Raw genomic sequence first — 17,189 nt, 5'->3', positions numbered from 1 at the left:
TCGTCACGGTCACCGGCTCCGCCTGCCCGCCCGACCTCGAACGAGGTGGACGGCGGACATCGGAAGAACGGACGGCGGTCACGCTGAGTTCCCACCGGACACGGAGAGTTCCTGATCGCTGGGGCCAAGCCGGCGAAAGCCGTCAGGCGGAAGGCATCGGAGGGAAGCCGTCAGCCCCCGGTGGGCACCCAGTCCGGCAGTGCCTCGGTGTGCCGCACCCACTCCGCGGGCGGCGCCCCGGCCTTGCCCGCGGCCAGCACGCCTCCCACGATCGCGCAGGTCGTGTCGAGGTCCCCGCCGACCTGGGCGGTGGTCCAGAACGCCGATGCGTAGTCACCGAGAGAACGCGCGGCGGACCAGAGGGCGAAGGGAACGGTGTCATGGGCCGTAGTACGGCGCCCGCAGCCCAGGACGGCGGCGACGGTGCCGGCGTCGCCGTAGTCGAGCATGTCGCGGGCGCGGCGCAGCCCCTGGCCGACCGCGCTCTTCGGGACGAGCGCGATGACGCCGTCGAGCAGTGCCTCCGGGGTGGGCGGCCCGTCGGGTGAGCCCACCATGGCTGCCGCCGCGGCCACGGCCATGGCCCCGACCACGGCCTCCCGGTGCTGGTGCGTGGTGTAGGCCGAGATCTCCGCCTGATGGGTCGCCTGCTCGGGGTCGTCCGCGTACCAGGCGCCCAGGGGCGCGATCCGCATCGCCGCGCCGTTGCCCCAGGACCCCTGGCCGTTGAAGAGCCCGGCGGCCAGCCGGCGCCAGTCCTCGCCTTCCCGGACGAGGCGCAGCAGCCGGTTGACGGCGGGGCCGTAGCCCCGGTCGAAGTCGTGGTGCTCGGCGAAGGAGCGTGCGAGGGCGTCCTGGTCGATGCGGCGATGGGTGGCGAGGACGGCGACCACGGAGCAGGCCATCTCGGTGTCGTCCGTCCACTGCCAGGGGCCTGCGGGCAGCTCGCGGCGCTTCAGCAGGGGGTAGTGCGCGGGTACGAAGAACTGGGAGCCCAGCGCGTCCCCCACGGCCAGTCCGCGCAGGCTCGCCAGGGCGCGTTCCAGGCGTACCAGGGAAGAGGAGTCAGCGGTCATCGCCCTGCCACTCTATCCGTTCACCCAGTACGGCACCGGTTCCCGCCAGCGCTCGAAGGGCCGGTCGAGTGTGTACTTGCCGTCCTCTCCCAGAACGAGCATCCGCATCTCGGCGTTCCCGGGGTTGGACAGTGACTCGAATTCCGCGACCGTCCAGTGGAACCAGCGCATGCAGAACAGCCGCATCGCCAGCCCGTGGGTCACCAGAAGGACGTTCGGCGGATGGTCGGGGGCCTCGAAGCTGCGGAACAGGCTCTCCAGGAAGCCGCCGACCCGGTCGTACACGTCGGCGCCGGACTCACCCTGCGGGAACCGGAAGAAGAAGTGGCCGTACGCGTCGCGGTAGGCCTTCTGCAGGCGTACGTCGTCGCGGTCCTGCCAGTTGCCCCAGTCCTGCTCGCGCAGCCTGGGCTCCTCCCGGACGCGTATGAGATCGGGGTCGAGGTGGAAGGCGCGGAGCGTCTCGTGGGTGCGGCGGTACGGGGAGACGTACACGCTCACGCGTTCCCGGCCGAAGACCTCGCGGAGCCGCTTGCCGGTCTCCTCGGCCTGCCGCCAGCCGCGCTCGGTCAGCGCGAGGGCGTGGTCGGGCTCGCGCTCGTACACGGAGTCGTCGGCGTTGCCCGTGGACTCGCCGTGTCGGACAAGGACGATGCGCCGTGGTCGTGCCATGCCAAAACCCTAGTTCGAAGCATGGAGAGTCGAGCACTCATGGGGCCCCTGTACGGCGTAGGTCACACGCCTGCCGTCGTCCGGGGCCGCTTCCGCACCAGTCGTACCCGCGGTTTCGGGCAGTGCGTCGGTTTGTCGGACCAGCACGTCAGACCGTCCAGGAGGGCTCCAGGTCCACGATGTCGCCGGAGAGCGCCGCGATGTCCGCCTCGGTCTGGGCACGCAGGGCGAGGCGTTCGACACGCTCCGTGCGGTACTTCCCGTGCTCGGCCGCCGACCGCCACATCGACAGGATCAGGAACTCCTGCTCCACAGCCTCCGCGAACATGCCGCGGATCATGCCGGGCGAACCCGCCATCGCGGGATTCCAGACCTTCTCCTGCATGAGTGTGAAGTGCTCCACGCGCTCCTCATGGACCCGGCACAGGGCCACGCGGATCAGATCGGCGTCGGTGAACCGCGGCTCGAAGCCCGTCTTCACGTCGAAGCGGTACTCGAACAACTTGACCTGGGCGTCCTTGAACGTGCCGGACTGGGCGGCGGCCAGGCGGTCGTGGGAACGGGCCATGAAGGAGTCGTAGAAGGCACGGCTCTCCCAGAAGGTGAAGATGTGCGCCACCCCCGCCCGCTGCCGGCTCCAGCCCCCGCCCTGTCCCCGAAAACCCGGCTCCCCCAGAAGCCCCGCCCATTTTCGCTGTCCCCGCTCGAACCCCCGGCGGTCCACCACGGTGCAGCGAATCCACTTGACCAGCACCGCGCCATCGTAAGGCCACCGGGCGTGGCGTCGGTCACGCTCCGGCGGAGATCGCCCGCGCACGCGCCCCCGCGCGCGTGGGACGATGGGCGGCAAGGAACCCCGGCCGATGGGGAGTTGGGGTCGAGCGAGCCACAGGGGGAAGGGAAGGCCTGGTGACCGGCTTCAGCAAGGGAATCCGCAAGGTCGAGGTCGCGCTCAAGTGGGACCCCAGTCCGGCGGGTCAGCCGCCGACGGATCTCGACATCGTCGCCGGGACGTTCCTGTCGGGCGACCCGTACGGGGATCCGGCCTATCTGGTGCACTTCGACAGCCGCTCGCCGGACGGCACGATCCTCCTCAACCGCGACAGCACGGACGGCAGGGGCTTCGGCTGGGACGAGGTCATGACGCTCGAACTGGACCGCCTCAGCGACCGCTACGCGCGCGTGGTGGTGGGTGTCGTCATCCAACAGCGGCCCGGGCACAAGACGTTCGCCCAGGTGCTGAATCCCGCCGTACGCATCCGTGAGGGGTACACCGTGCTCGCCGAGGACGGCTTCGCGTCGGTCCTCGGGTCGACGGCCGCCACGATCGCCGAGTTCGTCCGGGACTCGGAGGAATGGACGTTCCGTCCCGGTGTGCGGGGCTTCGACGAGGATCCGGCCACCTTCACCCGGGTGATGGGCAGGGCACACCCGTCCTGAGGGTCCTGAGGCCCGTACCGGTAAGGGGCGCCGGCCATGGGCCGGCGCCCCTTACTTCAGGAACGGCGTGTCATCAGCTGCAGCCGCTGGTCGAGCCGCAGCCCTCGCAGATGTAGCAGGAACCGGCCCGCTGCATCTTCGTACCGCAGGAGAAGCACAGCGGGGCGTCCGCCTGGATGCCCAGCTGCATCTCCACGAGCTCCGCGCTGGTGTGCGCCTGCCGCGGCGCGGGCTTGGCCGCCTCGGCCTCGGCCTTCGGCGTGGCGACCGCCTTCAGCTCCTGGGCGCGCGGGGCCGACTGGGCCAGACCCTCGACATCGACCTCGTCCTCGGCCGGCTCGTAGGAGCCGGTCTCCAGGTGCCGCTGACGCTCCTCGGCGGAGTGGATGCCGAGCGCGGAGCGGGTCTCGAAGGGCAGGAAGTCCAGCGCCAGACGGCGGAAGATGTAGTCGACGATCGACTGCGCCATCCGGACGTCCGGGTCGTCCGTCATACCGGCCGGCTCGAAGCGCATGTTGGTGAACTTGGAGACGTACGTCTCCAGCGGCACGCCGTACTGCAGACCGACGGAGACGGCGATGGAGAAGGCGTCCATCATGCCCGCGAGGGTGGAGCCCTGCTTGGACATCTTCAGGAAGACCTCGCCGAGACCGTCGTCCGGGTAGGAGTTGGCGGTCATGTAACCCTCGGCGCCGCCGACGGTGAAGGACGTGGTAATGCCGGGACGTCCCTTCGGGAGGCGCTTGCGGACCGGGCGGTACTCGACGACCTTCTCGACCGCGGCCCGGATGGTCTCCTCGGCCTTCTCGGTGACCTCGGCCTTCTCCTTCTCCTTGGTCTTCGCGGAGAGCGGCTGGCCGACCTTGCAGTTGTCGCGGTAGATCGCGAGCGCCTTGACGCCCAGCTTCCAGGCCTCGAAGTAGATCTCCTCGACCTCCTCGACGGTCGCCGTCTCCGGCATGTTGACCGTCTTGGAGATGGCGCCGGAGATCCACGGCTGGATCGCGGCCATCATGCGGACGTGGCCCATCGGGGAGATGGCGCGCTCGCCCATGGCGCAGTCGAACACCTCGTAGTGCTCGTGCTTCAGACCGGGGGCGTCGATCACGTTGCCGTGCTCGGCGATGTGGGCGACGATCGCCTCGATCTGCTCCTCCTGGTAGCCCAGGCGGCGCAGGGCCTGCGGAACGGTGCCGTTGACGATCTGCATCGAGCCGCCGCCGACCAGCTTCTTGAACTTCACCAGCGCCAGGTCGGGCTCGACACCGGTGGTGTCGCAGGACATCGCGAGGCCGATGGTGCCGGTCGGCGCGAGGACGGAGGCCTGGGAGTTACGGAAACCGTTCTTCTCGCCGAGACGCAGGACGTCCTGCCAGGCCTCCGTGGCGGCGGCCCACACCGGGGTGTCCAGGTCGTCCATGCGGACGGCCGTGCCGTTGGCGTCGGCATGCTGCTTCATGACGCGGTTGTGGGCGTCGGCGTTGCGGGCGTAGCCGTCGTAGGTGCCGACGACAGCGGCCAGCTCGGCGGAGCGGCGGTAGGCCGTACCCGTCATCAGGGAGGTGATGGCGCCGGCCAGGGCGCGGCCGCCGTCGGAGTCGTACGCGTGGCCGGTGGCCATCAGCAGGGCGCCGAGGTTGGCGTAGCCGATGCCGAGCTGGCGGAACGCGCGCGTGTTCTCGCCGATCTTCTGGGTCGGGAAGTCCGCGAAGCAGATCGAGATGTCCATCGCGGTGATGACCAGCTCGACGACCTTCTGGAAGCGCTCGGTCTCGAAGGACTGGTTGCCCTTGCCGTCGTCCTTCAGGAACTTCATCAGGTTCAGCGAGGCCAGGTTGCAGGACGTGTTGTCCAGGTGCATGTACTCGCTGCACGGGTTCGACGCGGTGATCCGGCCGGACTCGGGGCAGGTGTGCCAGTTGTTGATGGTGTCGTCGTACTGGATGCCCGGGTCGGCGCAGGCCCAGGCGGCCTCGGCGATCTTGCGGAACAGAGCCTTGGCCTCGACCTCTTCGATGACCTCACCGGTCATGCGGGCGCGCAGGCCGAACTTGCCGCCGTTCTCGACCGCCGTCATGAACTCGTCGTTCACACGGACCGAGTTGTTGGCGTTCTGGTACTGGACGGACGTGATGTCGTCGCCGCCCAGGTCCATGTCGAAGCCCGCGTCGCGCAGGACGCGGATCTTCTCCTCTTCCTTGACCTTGGTCTCGATGAAGTCCTCGATGTCGGGGTGGTCGACGTCGAGCACGACCATCTTGGCGGCGCGGCGGGTGGCACCACCGGACTTGATGGTGCCGGCGGAGGCGTCGGCGCCGCGCATGAAGGAGACCGGGCCGGAGGCGTTGCCGCCGGAGGACAGCAGCTCCTTGGAGGATCGGATGCGGGAGAGGTTCAGGCCGGCGCCGGAGCCGCCCTTGAAGATCATGCCCTCTTCCTTGTACCAGTCGAGGATCGACTCCATGGAGTCGTCGACGGACAGGATGAAGCAGGCGGAGACCTGCTGGGGCTGCGGGGTGCCGACGTTGAACCAGACGGGGCTGTTGAAGCTGAAGATCTGGTGCAGGAGGGCGTAGGCCAGCTCGTGCTCGAAGATCTCGGCGTCGGCGGGCGAGGCGAAGTACTTGTAGTCCTCACCGGCCTTCCGGTACGTCTTCACGATGCGGTCGATCAGCTGCTTGAGGCTGGTCTCGCGCTGCGGGGTGCCGACGGCGCCCCGGAAGTACTTGCTGGTGACGATGTTGACCGCGTTCACCGACCAGAAGTCGGGGAACTCGACGCCACGCTGCTCGAAGTTGACCGAGCCGTCGCGCCAGTTGGTCATGACGACGTCACGGCGCTCCCACGACACCTCGTCGTACGGGTGCACTCCGGGGGTGGTGTGGATGCGCTCGACACGCAGTCCCTTGGTGGTCTTGGCGCCCTTGGCTCGGGAACCTCGTGCCGGACCGCTCGCCGTCTCTGTCATGCCGCCTCCCTGTACGGGCAAAAACGCCCTGAAGTGCCCATTTGTTCCCATGGGCACGTGTTTCTGTCGTGCGTTGCGGGCACCCTCAGCTGCCGCCCGCAACAGGTCTTCGTTGCCGCCTCCCGGCCGGAATCCGGGTCTCCTGCCGGTTTCCGGCCCTCCGGTCAGTCGGCGGCGCGGGCGGGCACGGGGACCTGAGTGGTCCCGCCGGGCCCGCGATCGTCTTCCTGGCTCCCCGTTCCCGCGTCTTCCTCGTTCGCGGCGGGGCCTCCCGTCGCCTCCCTCAGCTCCGCGATGGCGGCCTCGAAGTCGTCGAGCGAGTCGAACGCCCGGTAGACGGAGGCGAACCGCAGATAGGCGACGAGGTCGAGCTCCTGCAACGGACCGAGTATGGCCAGACCCACGTCGTGGGTGGTCAGCTCGGCACTTCCGGTCGCACGCACCGCCTCCTCGACCCGCTGGCCGAGCTGGGCGAGCGCGTCCTCCGTGACAGGCCGTCCCTGGCAGGCCTTGCGCACACCATTGATGATCTTGGTGCGGCTGAACGGCTCGGTGACGCCGGACCGCTTGACCACCATGAGCGAGCACGTCTCCACGGTCGTGAAACGACGGGAGCAGTCAGGGCACTGGCGGCGCCTGCGGATGGACGTGCCGTCGTCGGTCGTACGACTGTCGACCACACGGCTGTCGGGGTGCCTGCAGAAGGGGCAGTGCATGTTCTCCAACCCTCCTCACAGCAGACTCGTCAGCCTCACAGGACCCACAGGTCCCGCGAAGCAGCCCTAAGCATAGGGGATCGCCGAGGCTTCTCAGACCCGGGGGACCACAACTTCTGGGCTGCGGTAGCCATCCAACCACTAGATGTGGGGATTGGCTCACACAGCGAGGCAGATACGCGTGTCGCACCGGAAGGGCAGCCCCGGGCGCCGTCGGCGGTCGGCGGGGACACGCGGGGGCCGAGCAGTGTCGCCGCGACGCTTGCGGGGATACCGTGTGCGCCACAGGGAGGAGGCGTGGCACTCCCGCGCAGAAAGGACCCCGGATCCCGGACTGCGGGATTCCGGATGGCAGACTGGGGCGCGGCCCACGAGGCCGACACGCCCCGGCGGTGAAGAGTACAACAATGGGCGCTTTTGTCCGCCAAGTGTCGCGTTAGCAATACACCCAGACACATGATCGCGTCAGGTGAAACGCACTTTTTCACTCGAACGTGTGTTTGGCGCAACCTTTCGAAAGCAACTACCGTTGTCCAGCAGGGAGACCATCGAGAGGGGCCGACGTGACCACCACCGCAGACAGTGCCACCATCACCGCCCAGGACCGCTCCTTGGGCCGAGTCGAGCCGGTACACGCGATGAACGAAGCCACGAATCCCGAGGGACACAAGCGCTCCCTGCCGGGCCGACCTCCAGGCATCCGGGCGGACAGCTCCGGACTCACCGACCGGCAGCGCCGGGTGATCGAGGTCATCAGGGACTCCGTACAGCGGCGCGGTTACCCGCCGTCGATGCGGGAGATCGGCCAGGCCGTCGGCCTCTCCAGCACGTCCTCGGTCGCCCACCAGCTGATGGCGCTGGAGCGCAAGGGCTTCCTGCGCCGCGACCCGCACCGCCCGCGCGCGTACGAGGTGCGCGGATCCGACCAGGCCGTCACCGTGCAGCCCACGGACACCGCCGGCAAGCCCGCCGCGTCGTACGTCCCGCTGGTCGGCCGCATCGCCGCCGGTGGTCCGATCCTCGCGGAGGAGTCCGTCGAGGACGTCTTCCCTCTTCCCCGCCAGCTCGTCGGTGACGGCGAACTGTTCGTCCTCAAGGTCGTCGGCGACTCGATGATCGAGGCCGCGATCTGCGACGGTGACTGGGTCACCGTCCGCCGCCAGCCGGTCGCCGAGAACGGCGACATCGTCGCCGCCATGCTCGACGGCGAAGCCACCGTCAAGCGCTTCAAGCGCGAGGACGGCCACGTATGGCTCCTCCCGCACAACGCGGCCTACGAGCCGATCCCCGGCGACGACGCCACCATCCTGGGCAAGGTCGTCGCCGTGCTGCGCCGCGTGTGACACCCGCGGCGGGCGGGCCGGCCGGCTCGCTCCCTGACCGGGCCCCGGAACCCCTGCGCCGGTTCCGGGGCCCTGCGTATGTCCGACGCCGTGCGTCCGTCGGAGGCCCCGCGTACGCCGACGGCGTGTATGCGCCTGTCCGGCCCTGCGTGTGTCGTGCAGCGGGTCCTGGGCGGCGTGGGGCCGTATCGGGTCGCGGGGTAGTCCGACCCCGACCGGCGCCGGTCGGGGTCGGACTACCCCGCGATCACTTGGCCGCCACCGGCTGCGCCTCCGCCTGCTTCGCCACCGCGTCGATCGCGGCGAGCGACTTGCGGACCTGGTTACGGTCCGTGGTGTACCAGAAGTCCGGCAGTGACGCCTTCAGATAGCCGCCGTAGCGCGCGGTGGCCAGCCGCTGGTCCAGTACGGCGACCACCCCCCGGTCGCCGGACGCCCGGACGAGACGGCCGGCGCCCTGCGCCATGAGCAGGGCCGCGTGGGTCGCGGCCACCGCCATGAAGCCGTTGCCCCCCGCCTCCTCCACTGCCTTCTGGCGCGCGCTCATCAGCGGATCGTCGGGGCGCGGGAACGGGATCTTGTCCATGACGACCAGCTGGCAGCTGGGGCCCGGGACGTCCACGCCCTGCCACAGCGACAGCGTGCCGAAGAGACACGTCTTCGGATCGGCCGCGAAGTTCTTGATCAGTTCGCCGAGCGTCTCCTCGCCCTGGAGCAGGATGGGGAACTCGGGGATCCGGGAACGCAGCTCCTCCGCGGCGAGCTGAGCGGCCCGCATGGACGAGAACAGGCCCAGGGTGCGGCCGCCGGCCGCCTGGATCAGCTCGGTCAACTCGTCCAGCATGTCGGAGCGCTCGCCGTCGCGCGCGGGCCGCGCCAGATGCTTGGCGACGTACAGGATGCCCTGCTTGCGGTAGTCGAAGGGTGAGCCGACGTCGACGCCCTTCCACTTCGGCAGGTCCTCGCCCTCCGCGCCCTCCGGGCCGAGCCCCAGGGAAGCGCCGACGCCGTTGAAGTCGCCGCCCAGCTTGAGCGTCGCCGAGGTGAGGACCACGGCCCGGTCGGCGAACAGCTTCTCCCTGAGCAGACCGGAGACCGACATGGGGGCGACACGGAGGGACGCGCCGAAGCGGTCGTGCCGTTCGTACCAGACGACGTCCCACTCGGAGCCGTTCACGACCCGCTCGGCCACGTCGTGCACCGTCTCCACCGAGGCCAGCGCCTGCTTGCGGACCGCGTCCTCGTCCTGGACGGACTTGTCGCGCGTCGCGCCGATCGCGGTGATCACCGTGCGGGCGGCGTCCCGCAGCGCCATCAGGGCATAGCCGAGGTCTTCCGGGATCTCTTCGAGGCGGCCCGGCAGCGCGAGTTCCATGAGCCGCTCGAAGCCCTCGGCGGCGGTCTGGAGCTGATCGGCGGCCTTCTCGTTGACCAGCTTGGCGGCACGGCGCACCGCGCGGTTGACCTGGCCGGGTGTGAGTTCGCCGGTGGCGACCCCCGTGACACGGGAGACGAGCTCGTGCGCCTCGTCCACGATCAGCACCTCGTGCTGGGGCAGCACCGGGGCACCCTCGATGGCGTCGATGGCCAGCAGCGCGTGATTCGTGACCACGACCTCGGCGAGTTTGGCCCGCTCACGGGCCATCTCCGCGAAGCACTCCGCGCCGTACGCGCACTTCGACGCGCCCAGGCACTCCCGCGACGACACCGAGACCTGAGCCCAGGCACGGTCCGAGACGCCCGGGGTGAGGTCGTCCCGGTCGCCGCTCTCCGTCTCGTCGGCCCAGTCCCGCAGCCTCAGCAGGTCCTGGCCCAGCTTGCTGGTGGGCGCCGCGGCCTCGAACTGGTCGAAGAGGCCCTCCTCCTCGTCCTGCGGCATGCCCTCGTGCAAGCGGTGCAGGCACAGGTAGTTCGACCTGCCCTTGAGCATCGCGAACTCCGGGCGGCGGCGCAGCAGCGGGTGCAGGGCGTCGACCGTGCGCGGCAGGTCCCGCTCGACGAGCTGGCGCTGCAGGGCGAGCGTGGCCGTAGCGACGACCACCCGTTCTCCGTGCGCCAGCGCGGGCACGAGGTAGCCGAGCGACTTGCCGGTGCCGGTGCCGGCCTGGACCAGCAGGTGGGATCCGTCGTCGATCGCCTCGGCGACCGCTTCGGCCATGGTCACCTGGCCGGGGCGCTCCGTGCCGCCGACGGCGGCGACGGCGGCATGCAGGAGTTCGGGGAGGGAGGGCTTCGTCATAGCCTGACCACCCTACGACCCTGCACTGACAAACGGGGGGTCGTTACGGGGGCAGGGGGAGGGCTCACGAGCGGGGCTCCTGGGTGGCGGTGGGGTGGAAGTGGGATGCGGCCGGGTTCGGGGATTCTGCGTCGGGCTGGGGCGGACGGGAGCTGGTGGTCAGCATCGGGGCGCACCGTCCCCGGCTCGGGGGCGCGGGTCGCCGCAACTTTTTCTTCGACGCGGGAACACCGCGGATCCGCCACTCGTATCTATCAGTGAGCCCCCGATCACGGGGTGCTACAGAACGTCGCGCAGGACACGGTCGCGGATCATGAGGGCGGCCCGCTTGTCGGGCAGGTCGGCCTCCGCCGCGAACCGGAAACCCGCGCTCAGGAACGCGGCGATGGAGGGGGTGTTGCGAAGATCGGGTTCCGCCACGACACGTGCGCAGGCGGGACGCCGGTCGAGGATCAGGTCGGCCACGGCTCGCAGCAGGACGGATCCCAGCCCTCGCCCCCGGTCCGCGGCGTCACCGACGAGGAGGTGGATCCCGGTGTCGTGCGGGCGGACCGGGTAGTGACGGGCCAGCGGATCCAGGTCCGCACGGTAGATCTCCCAGTAGCTCATGGGGGTGCCGTCGAGTACGCCGAGGCACGGCACGCTGCGCCCGTCGCCGTGGAGTTGCGCCCGCAGATGCTCCTCCGTCCGGTTCCGGGGCCCGGCCAGCTCCCAGAACTCGGCGACGGCGGGGTCGTTCATCCAGCGGTGGACGAGCGAGAGGTCCTGATCAAGGCGTACGGGCATCAGCTGGAAGGAGCCGACCGGGGTCACGACCGGGCCCCACGTGGCGGGTCGGCCGAGGAGGCCGGTCGTCGCCCCGGCGCGCAGGGCGACGAACTCGGCGGGCAGGCACAGCTCCAGGGTGTCCTCGCTGTCCGGGTCGTCGTCCTCGACGGTGAAATGCCCGAAGGCAGAGTTCCGGGGCCCCGCGGTGGCCGCGCGGGGAGCGGCGCTGTCCGGTTGGGCGGGGACGGGGCCGGTGTCGGCGCTCGCGTCGGTGGGAGGCACGGTGCGCTCCTCTCAGGAGACGTGGTGGGTCATGTTCCTCGGACGGGAGACGGTGCGGCTCGCTGAGGGCGGTCCGCTCAGGTGGTGCGCGGAGGTACTTCGCTCATGGATGAAGGGGGTTGGCGATGGTGACGTAGACGGACTGGGTGTCGACCGGACCGACGAGTTCGTCGAGACCATGGAGCCGGGTCAGCAGGTTGGCCTTGCAGCGCAGGACGGGTGAGTCGAGGAGGCGGCCGGGCAGGGAGGTGCGCAGCGGGGTGGGTCCCGAGGCGAGGCCGGTGAGGAAGCGGCGGAAGGCCGCGAGCAGCAGCCGCTCGTCGGCGAGGCGCTGTGAGCCGAGGGCACCGATCAGACCGAGAACGTTGTTGACGGCCAGGTAGTAGACGAAGCGCTCGTCGGTGACCTCGTCGGGGACGAAGGTGTCACTGTGCTCCCCGATGCCGGGCAGCCGGGCGGTCAGTTCGGCCCGCCGGGACTCACGGAAGTAGTACCCCTGGTTGTCGCGGTAGCGGCCGCCGGCGGGCCAGCCCTCGCGGTCCAGCAGGACCAGCGTGTTCTGCTGGTGCGCTTCGAGGGCGATGCCGGTCTCGCCGTCCAGCCAGAGGACGGGCCGGACGACCTGCTCCAGGTAGCGCAGGAACCACTCCGTGGCGACGGCGCCGACGGGGCGGCCGGTGTGGGCGGCGAGACGTGAGACGAGGTGGGCCAGCCGGGACCGCATCGGCCGAGCGGGGTGGTGCGGCGCGGTGCCGGCGGGCGGCTCGGGCAGCGCGCGCGGGGCGAGGAGCCCGGCCACGCAGCCGACGTCGTCGGCCGGGGTGAACGGATTGTGCCGGATCACCACGTCGAGGCCCGGCACGGGCAGGCCGTCCGGGCCGTCGACGGCGAGCCAGGCCGGGTCGCGCACGATGTCGAAGCCGGGGTGCGCGGTGTGCCACCGGCGGGCGAGACCGGTGCGCAGGAGGCGGTGCACCTCGACCCCGCGGTGGAGTTCCTTGCGGAGGTTCTCCCGGCGGGAGTTGGTGATGCGCAGGGCCAGCGAGAGCTTGAGCATCGCGGGGGCGCCGGACCGGTGCACGGTGCGTACGGAGGAGGTGGGAGACCAGGCAGCACCCAGAGGACCGAGGTCACGGAGGAGTCCTGAGTCGAGCAGCGCGGCGACGGGCGGGCGGTGCCGGACCTCGCGGGCCTGCCACGGATGCAGTGGCAGGGCGGTGTAGCCGTCGGGCAGCGGCAGTCCGGTGCCGGCGAGGCGGCGGACGAGGTGGCCGGCGGGCACGGGACGGCCGCGCTCGGTCCAGGCGGAGTCGGTCGCGAGGAGAGAGGGGGCGACGGCCAGCCAGTGCAGGGGGAAGGAGCCACGCGACTCCGGTGAGTACCGCTCGGCTTCCGCTTCGGTCAGGCCCTCCCGGCTCTTCGGGGTCGGATGCAGCGGGTGCCCGAGCAGGAGGGCTTGTTCGGCGCTGAGGAAGCGGTCGGGGGTGTCGGTGGGGTGTTCCCGCCGGTGCTCGATGAAGGTGGCCGTACGGCGGACGGAGTCGGCGACTCTGGCCACGAGATCGGGGCCGTCGGCTCGATGACCGGCGTCGGTGTCAGGACGGGAGCCGGTGCCGTTGGAGCCGGTGCCGTTGGAGCCGGTGCCTTCGGAGCCGGTGCGGTTGGAGCCGGTGCCGTCACCGGAACCCGGGGAGGTGTGAGGCGAGGGGGCCGCGGTGTCGGCCGGCTCGGGGACGGATTCCCTCGCGAGGAGGGCCGCGAGAGTGACGGCGTCGATGGGTGGCGCCGTGTCGGGCGCGTCGGCCAGGCGCGGGAGGCCGAAGCGGTGCCAGCCCGTCGGGGACCAGTGGTGGACCGGGGCGATCAGGGTGGCGCCGCTGGCCGGTAGGGGGATGCGGAGGCTGCCGGACGTGGGAGCGGTGAGGCCGGTCTCGCGGGTCCAGCACCGCAGGAGGTTCTCGACGGCGGCGGCCTGGGCGGCGGTCCGGGGATCGGGGTCCTCCAGCGGATCGGCGACGGGAGCTGTCCACCGGACGGGATCCGTCTCCCGCTTCTTCTGCTGCGGGACCGACTCGATGAGCGGTGCGGCAGAGGACGGGGCGCCGGAGCGCCCCTGGTCGTCGGGGGCGGGGGTGGCGTTCATGACGCTCCTCTGGGGCTGGAGTGAGGTCGTGCGGGCCCGTTCCGTGGTCCGCTAGGGCGCTGTTCCTTCGTGGTCGGCGATCGATGGGGCGGGATGGCCATGAGGTTGTGGTCGGCGGTGGACGTCGGCCTGGACACCCGGGAAGGGGGTGGAACGGGTATGCGGAGCGGTGTGCGCCCAAAGATCGGGGCCGGGGGCCGGGTCGGGCTCGGGTGGTGTTCAGCCCGCGCGCTGGGCCGGGCAGGGCTGGCGTTGCTCGTGCGGGCCGTGGGATCGGTGGTGGCGGGCGGCCGCGGCCACCGCGTCGGTCAGCCGGTCGAGTACGGCCGTCGCCTGTTCGTCGCTGATCGTGAGGGGCGGGAGCAGCCGGACCACGGACGCGTGCCGGCCGCCGAGTTCGACGATTAGTCCGCGCTGGAGGCACTCCCGCTGCACGGCGGCGGCGAGGTCGGGGGCGGCCGGACACGGCGTGCGGGTGGGCTCCGGCCGGGCGGCCGTGGCACTGAGGCCACCCGTGCCACCGGCACGGGCGTCACCACAGTCACCAAAGTAACGGGAGTCACCCAAGTCGCCTGGAGCACCTGGCTCACGAATGTCACCGCCTTCATCGGCCACGGACGCCGGGCGAGAAGCCGTGTGGTCGGCGTCCGGGTCCACCAGCTCGACCCCGATCATGAGTCCGCGCCCTCGGACGTCTCCCACGCACGGGAACGCACGGGTGAGTTCCGCGAGTTGGATCAGCATGCGTGCGCCGAGGGCGGCGGCGCGTTCGGCGAGGCCGTTCTCGCGGACGTAGGCGAGGGTGGCGGTGCCCGCGGCCATCGCGAGCTGGTTGCCGCGGAAGGTGCCGGCGTGGGCGCCGGGTTGCCAGACGTCGAGATCGTCGCGGTAGACGATCACGGCCAGCGGAAGGCTGCCGCCGATGGCCTTAGACAGGACCATGACGTCGGGGGTGACGCCACTGTGGTCGACGGCCCAGAAGGCACCCGTGCGGCCGACTCCGGTCTGGATCTCGTCGGCGATCAGCGGGATGGACCGGTCCGCCGTGAGCCGGCGCATGCGGCGCAGCCAGTCGTCCGGCGCGGGAATCACTCCGCCTTCGCCCTGGACCGGTTCGAGGATCATCCCGGCCGGGAGCGGGACGCCGGATCTGGGGTCGTCGAGGAGGGTCTCGGTCCAGCGGGCGGCGAGTTCGGCGCCGTGCGGGCCGCCGACGCCGAAGGGGCAGCGGTAGTCCTGCGGGTAGGGCAGGCGAGTGACCTGGACGTCGGGGGCTCCGCCGGAGGCGGCCAGGGCGCCGGCGGTCATGCCGTGGTAGGCGCCGGTGAAGGCCAGGATGCCGGTGCGGCCGGTCGCGGTCCTGACCAGTTTGAGGGCGGCCTCGACGGCGTCGGTGCCGGCCGGTCCGCAGAACTGGACGCGGGAGCGGTCGGCCAGGCCGGGTGGGAGTGTGCGGAACAGCTCGGTGACGAAGGCGTCCTTGACGGGGGTCGCCAGGTCGAGGACGGAGAGGGGGGCGCCGGAATCGAGGACCCGGCGGACGGCTTCCAGCACGACCGGGTGATTGTGGCCGAGGGCGAGTGTGCCGGCACCGGAGAGGCAGTCCAGGTAACGCCGGCCGTCGGCGCCCTCGATGGTGAGTCCTCGCGCCCGGACGGGCACGATGGGCAAGGCCCGGGCATAGGTGCGTGCCGCGGACTCACGCGCCGACTGGCGTCTGAGGATTCCCTCGTGCACGGCCCGCGCTTCCCCGGACGTGCCTCCAGCCATCGACTCCGTAACGGCCACGGCGTGCTGTCCTCCCCGCTGCTCAAAGGCGAGTTGATCCTCGGGGACCGGACACTGGCGGCAGGCCCCACCGGCTACAACAGCGGACCGTTCGGGCGGTTACGGGCTCGCGTGGAGATCCTTGGCCGGGCGGCACGCGGACGAGCCCCTCCGGTACTCCGCCGGACAGCGCCTCCGCCCGTGCCGCCCCCAGTGGGCAGAGCCACCTGTGGACGGACCCGGGGCGGCCTCGCGTGACAGGTCATCAGCCGGCACGGATCATCGCGGTCGACGAGGTGGCTCCTGGACCGGCCGGCGCTCGTTCCCTGTTCAGGCAGCCTGTGACGGAACCGTTGCCCTCCTGTCAGAACTCCCCCACCGCGACGGCATAGTGTGTGATGCCGTTCCCAGAAGGTCGTGAGACCGGCATGAACCTTCCATCAGTTCGCGGCCGGTGTCGGGGCCGAAGCGCCGAATTCTCTTCACAGCAGGGGGAGTCACAACATGCGATCCATACGGCCGTCGTTCACCGCTCGGCGAGGGAGGGGAGGTCGCCGGACCTCCGCCTCGCTGACGGCGGTCGCCCTCGTGTCGGTGCTGGCGCTGACGGCCACCGCCTGCGGCGGCGACGACAACGCCGACGGCAAGCCGTCCGCGGTGAGCACCGGCGACGGCAAGATCACGATCCCGGACGACCTGAAGCACAGGCTCAAGGAACACGGGATCGACATCGACAAGTGGAAGCACGGCGCCTGGAAGAACTGGAACCGGGACGACTGGCTGCGCGAGGCCAACGACTTCATCAACCCGATCATCAAGGGCCTGTGGGACCCGGACCGGATGCGTGACGCCGACGACCCGGACCAGGGCGTCGACGACAACGACATCTCCGGTGACCAGGGCGTGACGGACCCGACGCCGCAGCCGGTGCAGGCACGTGCGGTCACCCCGCCGTACCACACCAGTGCGGCCACCTCGGGCAAGCTGCTCTTCGACGCTCCCGAGGGCACGATGGTCTGCTCCGCGACGGTGGTGACGGACCCGGCGCACCCCGGCAAGTCCAACCTCGTCTGGACGGCGGGTCACTGTGTGCACGCCGGCAAGAAGGGCGGCTGGTACCGCAACCTCGCGTTCGTGCCGTCGTACAACGACCAGGGCAAGTCGGCGGCCGAGCTGGAGAACGCCAGCCGGTCCGAGATCGCGCCGTACGGCGTGTGGTGGGCCGACGCGGCGAAGACCTCGCAGCAGTGGATCAGCAAGGGGGGCGAGACGGGCGGTGACGGCGCGTCGTACGACTTCGCCGTCATCCATGTGACGCCCGAGCAGGGCAGTGGCGGCAAGTCGCTGGAGGAGACCGTTGGCGGGGCGCTGCCGGTGAACTTCGACGCGCCGGCCGTGCCCCAGGTGGAGAGCATCACGGCGTCCGGCTACCCGGCGGCGGCGCCGTACGACGGTCAGCTGTTGTACCAGTGCCAGGACAAGCCGGGCCGGCTGTCCATCGAGCAGTCCGACCCGACCATGTACCGGATCGGGTGCACGATGACCGGTGGCTCCTCCGGTGGCGGCTGGGTGGAGACGGGTGCGGACGGCAAGCCCGCGCTGGTGTCGAACACGTCCATCGGCCCGGTGCGTTCCGGCTGGCTGGCCGGTCCCCGGCTGGGTGAGGTGGCCAAGAGCGTGTACGAGTCGGTGAGCAAGCAGTTCGCCGGGCAGTGACCCGGCGGTGGGCATGACGAGGGCCCGTCACCCGAGGAGGTGGCGGGCCCTTGTGACCG

Annotated in this window: 12 protein-coding genes; 3 read left to right on the top strand and 9 right to left on the bottom strand. The window is 70.6% G+C overall.

Features of this window, described 5'->3' with window-relative positions; translation table 11 throughout:
- Positions 1-170: 170 nt before the first annotated feature.
- The 3 genes from C3492_RS30805 to C3492_RS30795 form a co-directional block, all read right to left on the bottom strand.
- Positions 171-1,076 carry an ADP-ribosylglycohydrolase family protein gene (locus tag C3492_RS30805; RefSeq protein ID WP_103815924.1) on the bottom strand — a complete coding sequence of 302 codons (906 nt, stop codon included), beginning with the start codon at positions 1,074-1,076 and terminating at the stop codon, positions 171-173.
- A gap of 12 nt (positions 1,077-1,088) precedes the next feature.
- Positions 1,089-1,748, bottom strand: a complete 660-nt coding sequence (locus C3492_RS30800; protein WP_103815923.1) for a histidine phosphatase family protein — start codon at positions 1,746-1,748, stop codon at positions 1,089-1,091.
- Positions 1,749-1,896: 148 nt separating this feature from the next.
- Entirely contained in the window at positions 1,897-2,502 is a 606-nt protein-coding gene (locus tag C3492_RS30795) for a YdbC family protein (protein ID WP_103815922.1), read from the bottom strand.
- 155 nt (positions 2,503-2,657) lie between these two features.
- Here C3492_RS30795 and C3492_RS30790 point away from each other — a divergent pair, with 155 nt between their 5' ends.
- On the top strand, positions 2,658-3,188 hold the full coding sequence (locus tag C3492_RS30790) for a TerD family protein (protein ID WP_103815921.1): 531 nt from the start codon (positions 2,658-2,660) through the stop codon (positions 3,186-3,188).
- A gap of 73 nt (positions 3,189-3,261) precedes the next feature.
- On the opposite strand, the gene C3492_RS30785 is transcribed toward C3492_RS30790, so the two are convergent.
- Both C3492_RS30785 and nrdR read right to left on the bottom strand, forming a co-directional pair.
- The gene (locus C3492_RS30785; protein WP_103815920.1) at positions 3,262-6,156 is read right to left on the bottom strand and encodes a vitamin B12-dependent ribonucleotide reductase; all 2,895 of its coding nucleotides are present in this window, start codon (positions 6,154-6,156) and stop codon (positions 3,262-3,264) included.
- Between the two features lie 164 nt (positions 6,157-6,320).
- A complete protein-coding gene (nrdR, locus tag C3492_RS30780; RefSeq protein WP_103815919.1) occupies positions 6,321-6,872 on the bottom strand; it encodes a transcriptional regulator NrdR in 552 nt (183 codons plus the stop codon).
- Positions 6,873-7,435: 563 nt separating this feature from the next.
- On the opposite strand from nrdR, the gene lexA reads away from it, so the two are divergent.
- Positions 7,436-8,215 (top strand): transcriptional repressor LexA, encoded by a 780-nt coding sequence (gene lexA, locus C3492_RS30775; RefSeq protein ID WP_058082171.1) that lies wholly within the window; start codon positions 7,436-7,438, stop codon positions 8,213-8,215.
- A 247-nt stretch (positions 8,216-8,462) separates the two neighbouring features.
- Here lexA and C3492_RS30770 read toward each other — a convergent pair whose 3' ends face one another.
- The 4 genes from C3492_RS30770 to C3492_RS30755 all read right to left on the bottom strand — a co-directional run bounded on the left by C3492_RS30770 (position 8,463) and on the right by C3492_RS30755 (position 15,417).
- Entirely contained in the window at positions 8,463-10,454 is a 1,992-nt protein-coding gene (locus tag C3492_RS30770; protein WP_103815918.1) for an ATP-dependent DNA helicase, read from the bottom strand.
- A 279-nt stretch (positions 10,455-10,733) separates the two neighbouring features.
- Positions 10,734-11,504, bottom strand: coding sequence for a GNAT family N-acetyltransferase (locus tag C3492_RS30765; RefSeq protein WP_103815917.1), 771 nt, complete (start codon positions 11,502-11,504; stop codon positions 10,734-10,736).
- 103 nt (positions 11,505-11,607) lie between these two features.
- A complete protein-coding gene (locus tag C3492_RS30760; RefSeq protein WP_103815916.1) occupies positions 11,608-13,647 on the bottom strand; it encodes an IucA/IucC family siderophore biosynthesis protein in 2,040 nt (679 codons plus the stop codon).
- 219 nt (positions 13,648-13,866) lie between these two features.
- Positions 13,867-15,417, bottom strand: a complete 1,551-nt coding sequence (locus tag C3492_RS30755) for a diaminobutyrate--2-oxoglutarate transaminase family protein (protein ID WP_103815915.1) — start codon at positions 15,415-15,417, stop codon at positions 13,867-13,869.
- A gap of 501 nt (positions 15,418-15,918) precedes the next feature.
- Here C3492_RS30755 and C3492_RS30745 point away from each other — a divergent pair.
- A complete protein-coding gene (locus C3492_RS30745; RefSeq protein ID WP_103815914.1) occupies positions 15,919-17,130 on the top strand; it encodes a serine protease in 1,212 nt (403 codons plus the stop codon).
- Positions 17,131-17,189 lie beyond the last annotated feature (59 nt).

This window comes from Streptomyces sp. Ru62 (assembly GCF_002920615.1).
In the GTDB taxonomy this organism is placed as follows: Bacteria; Actinomycetota; Actinomycetes; order Streptomycetales; family Streptomycetaceae; genus Streptomyces.
Note: the sequence above shows the minus strand (reverse complement) of the source record. Positions and strands in the feature narration are given on the sequence as shown.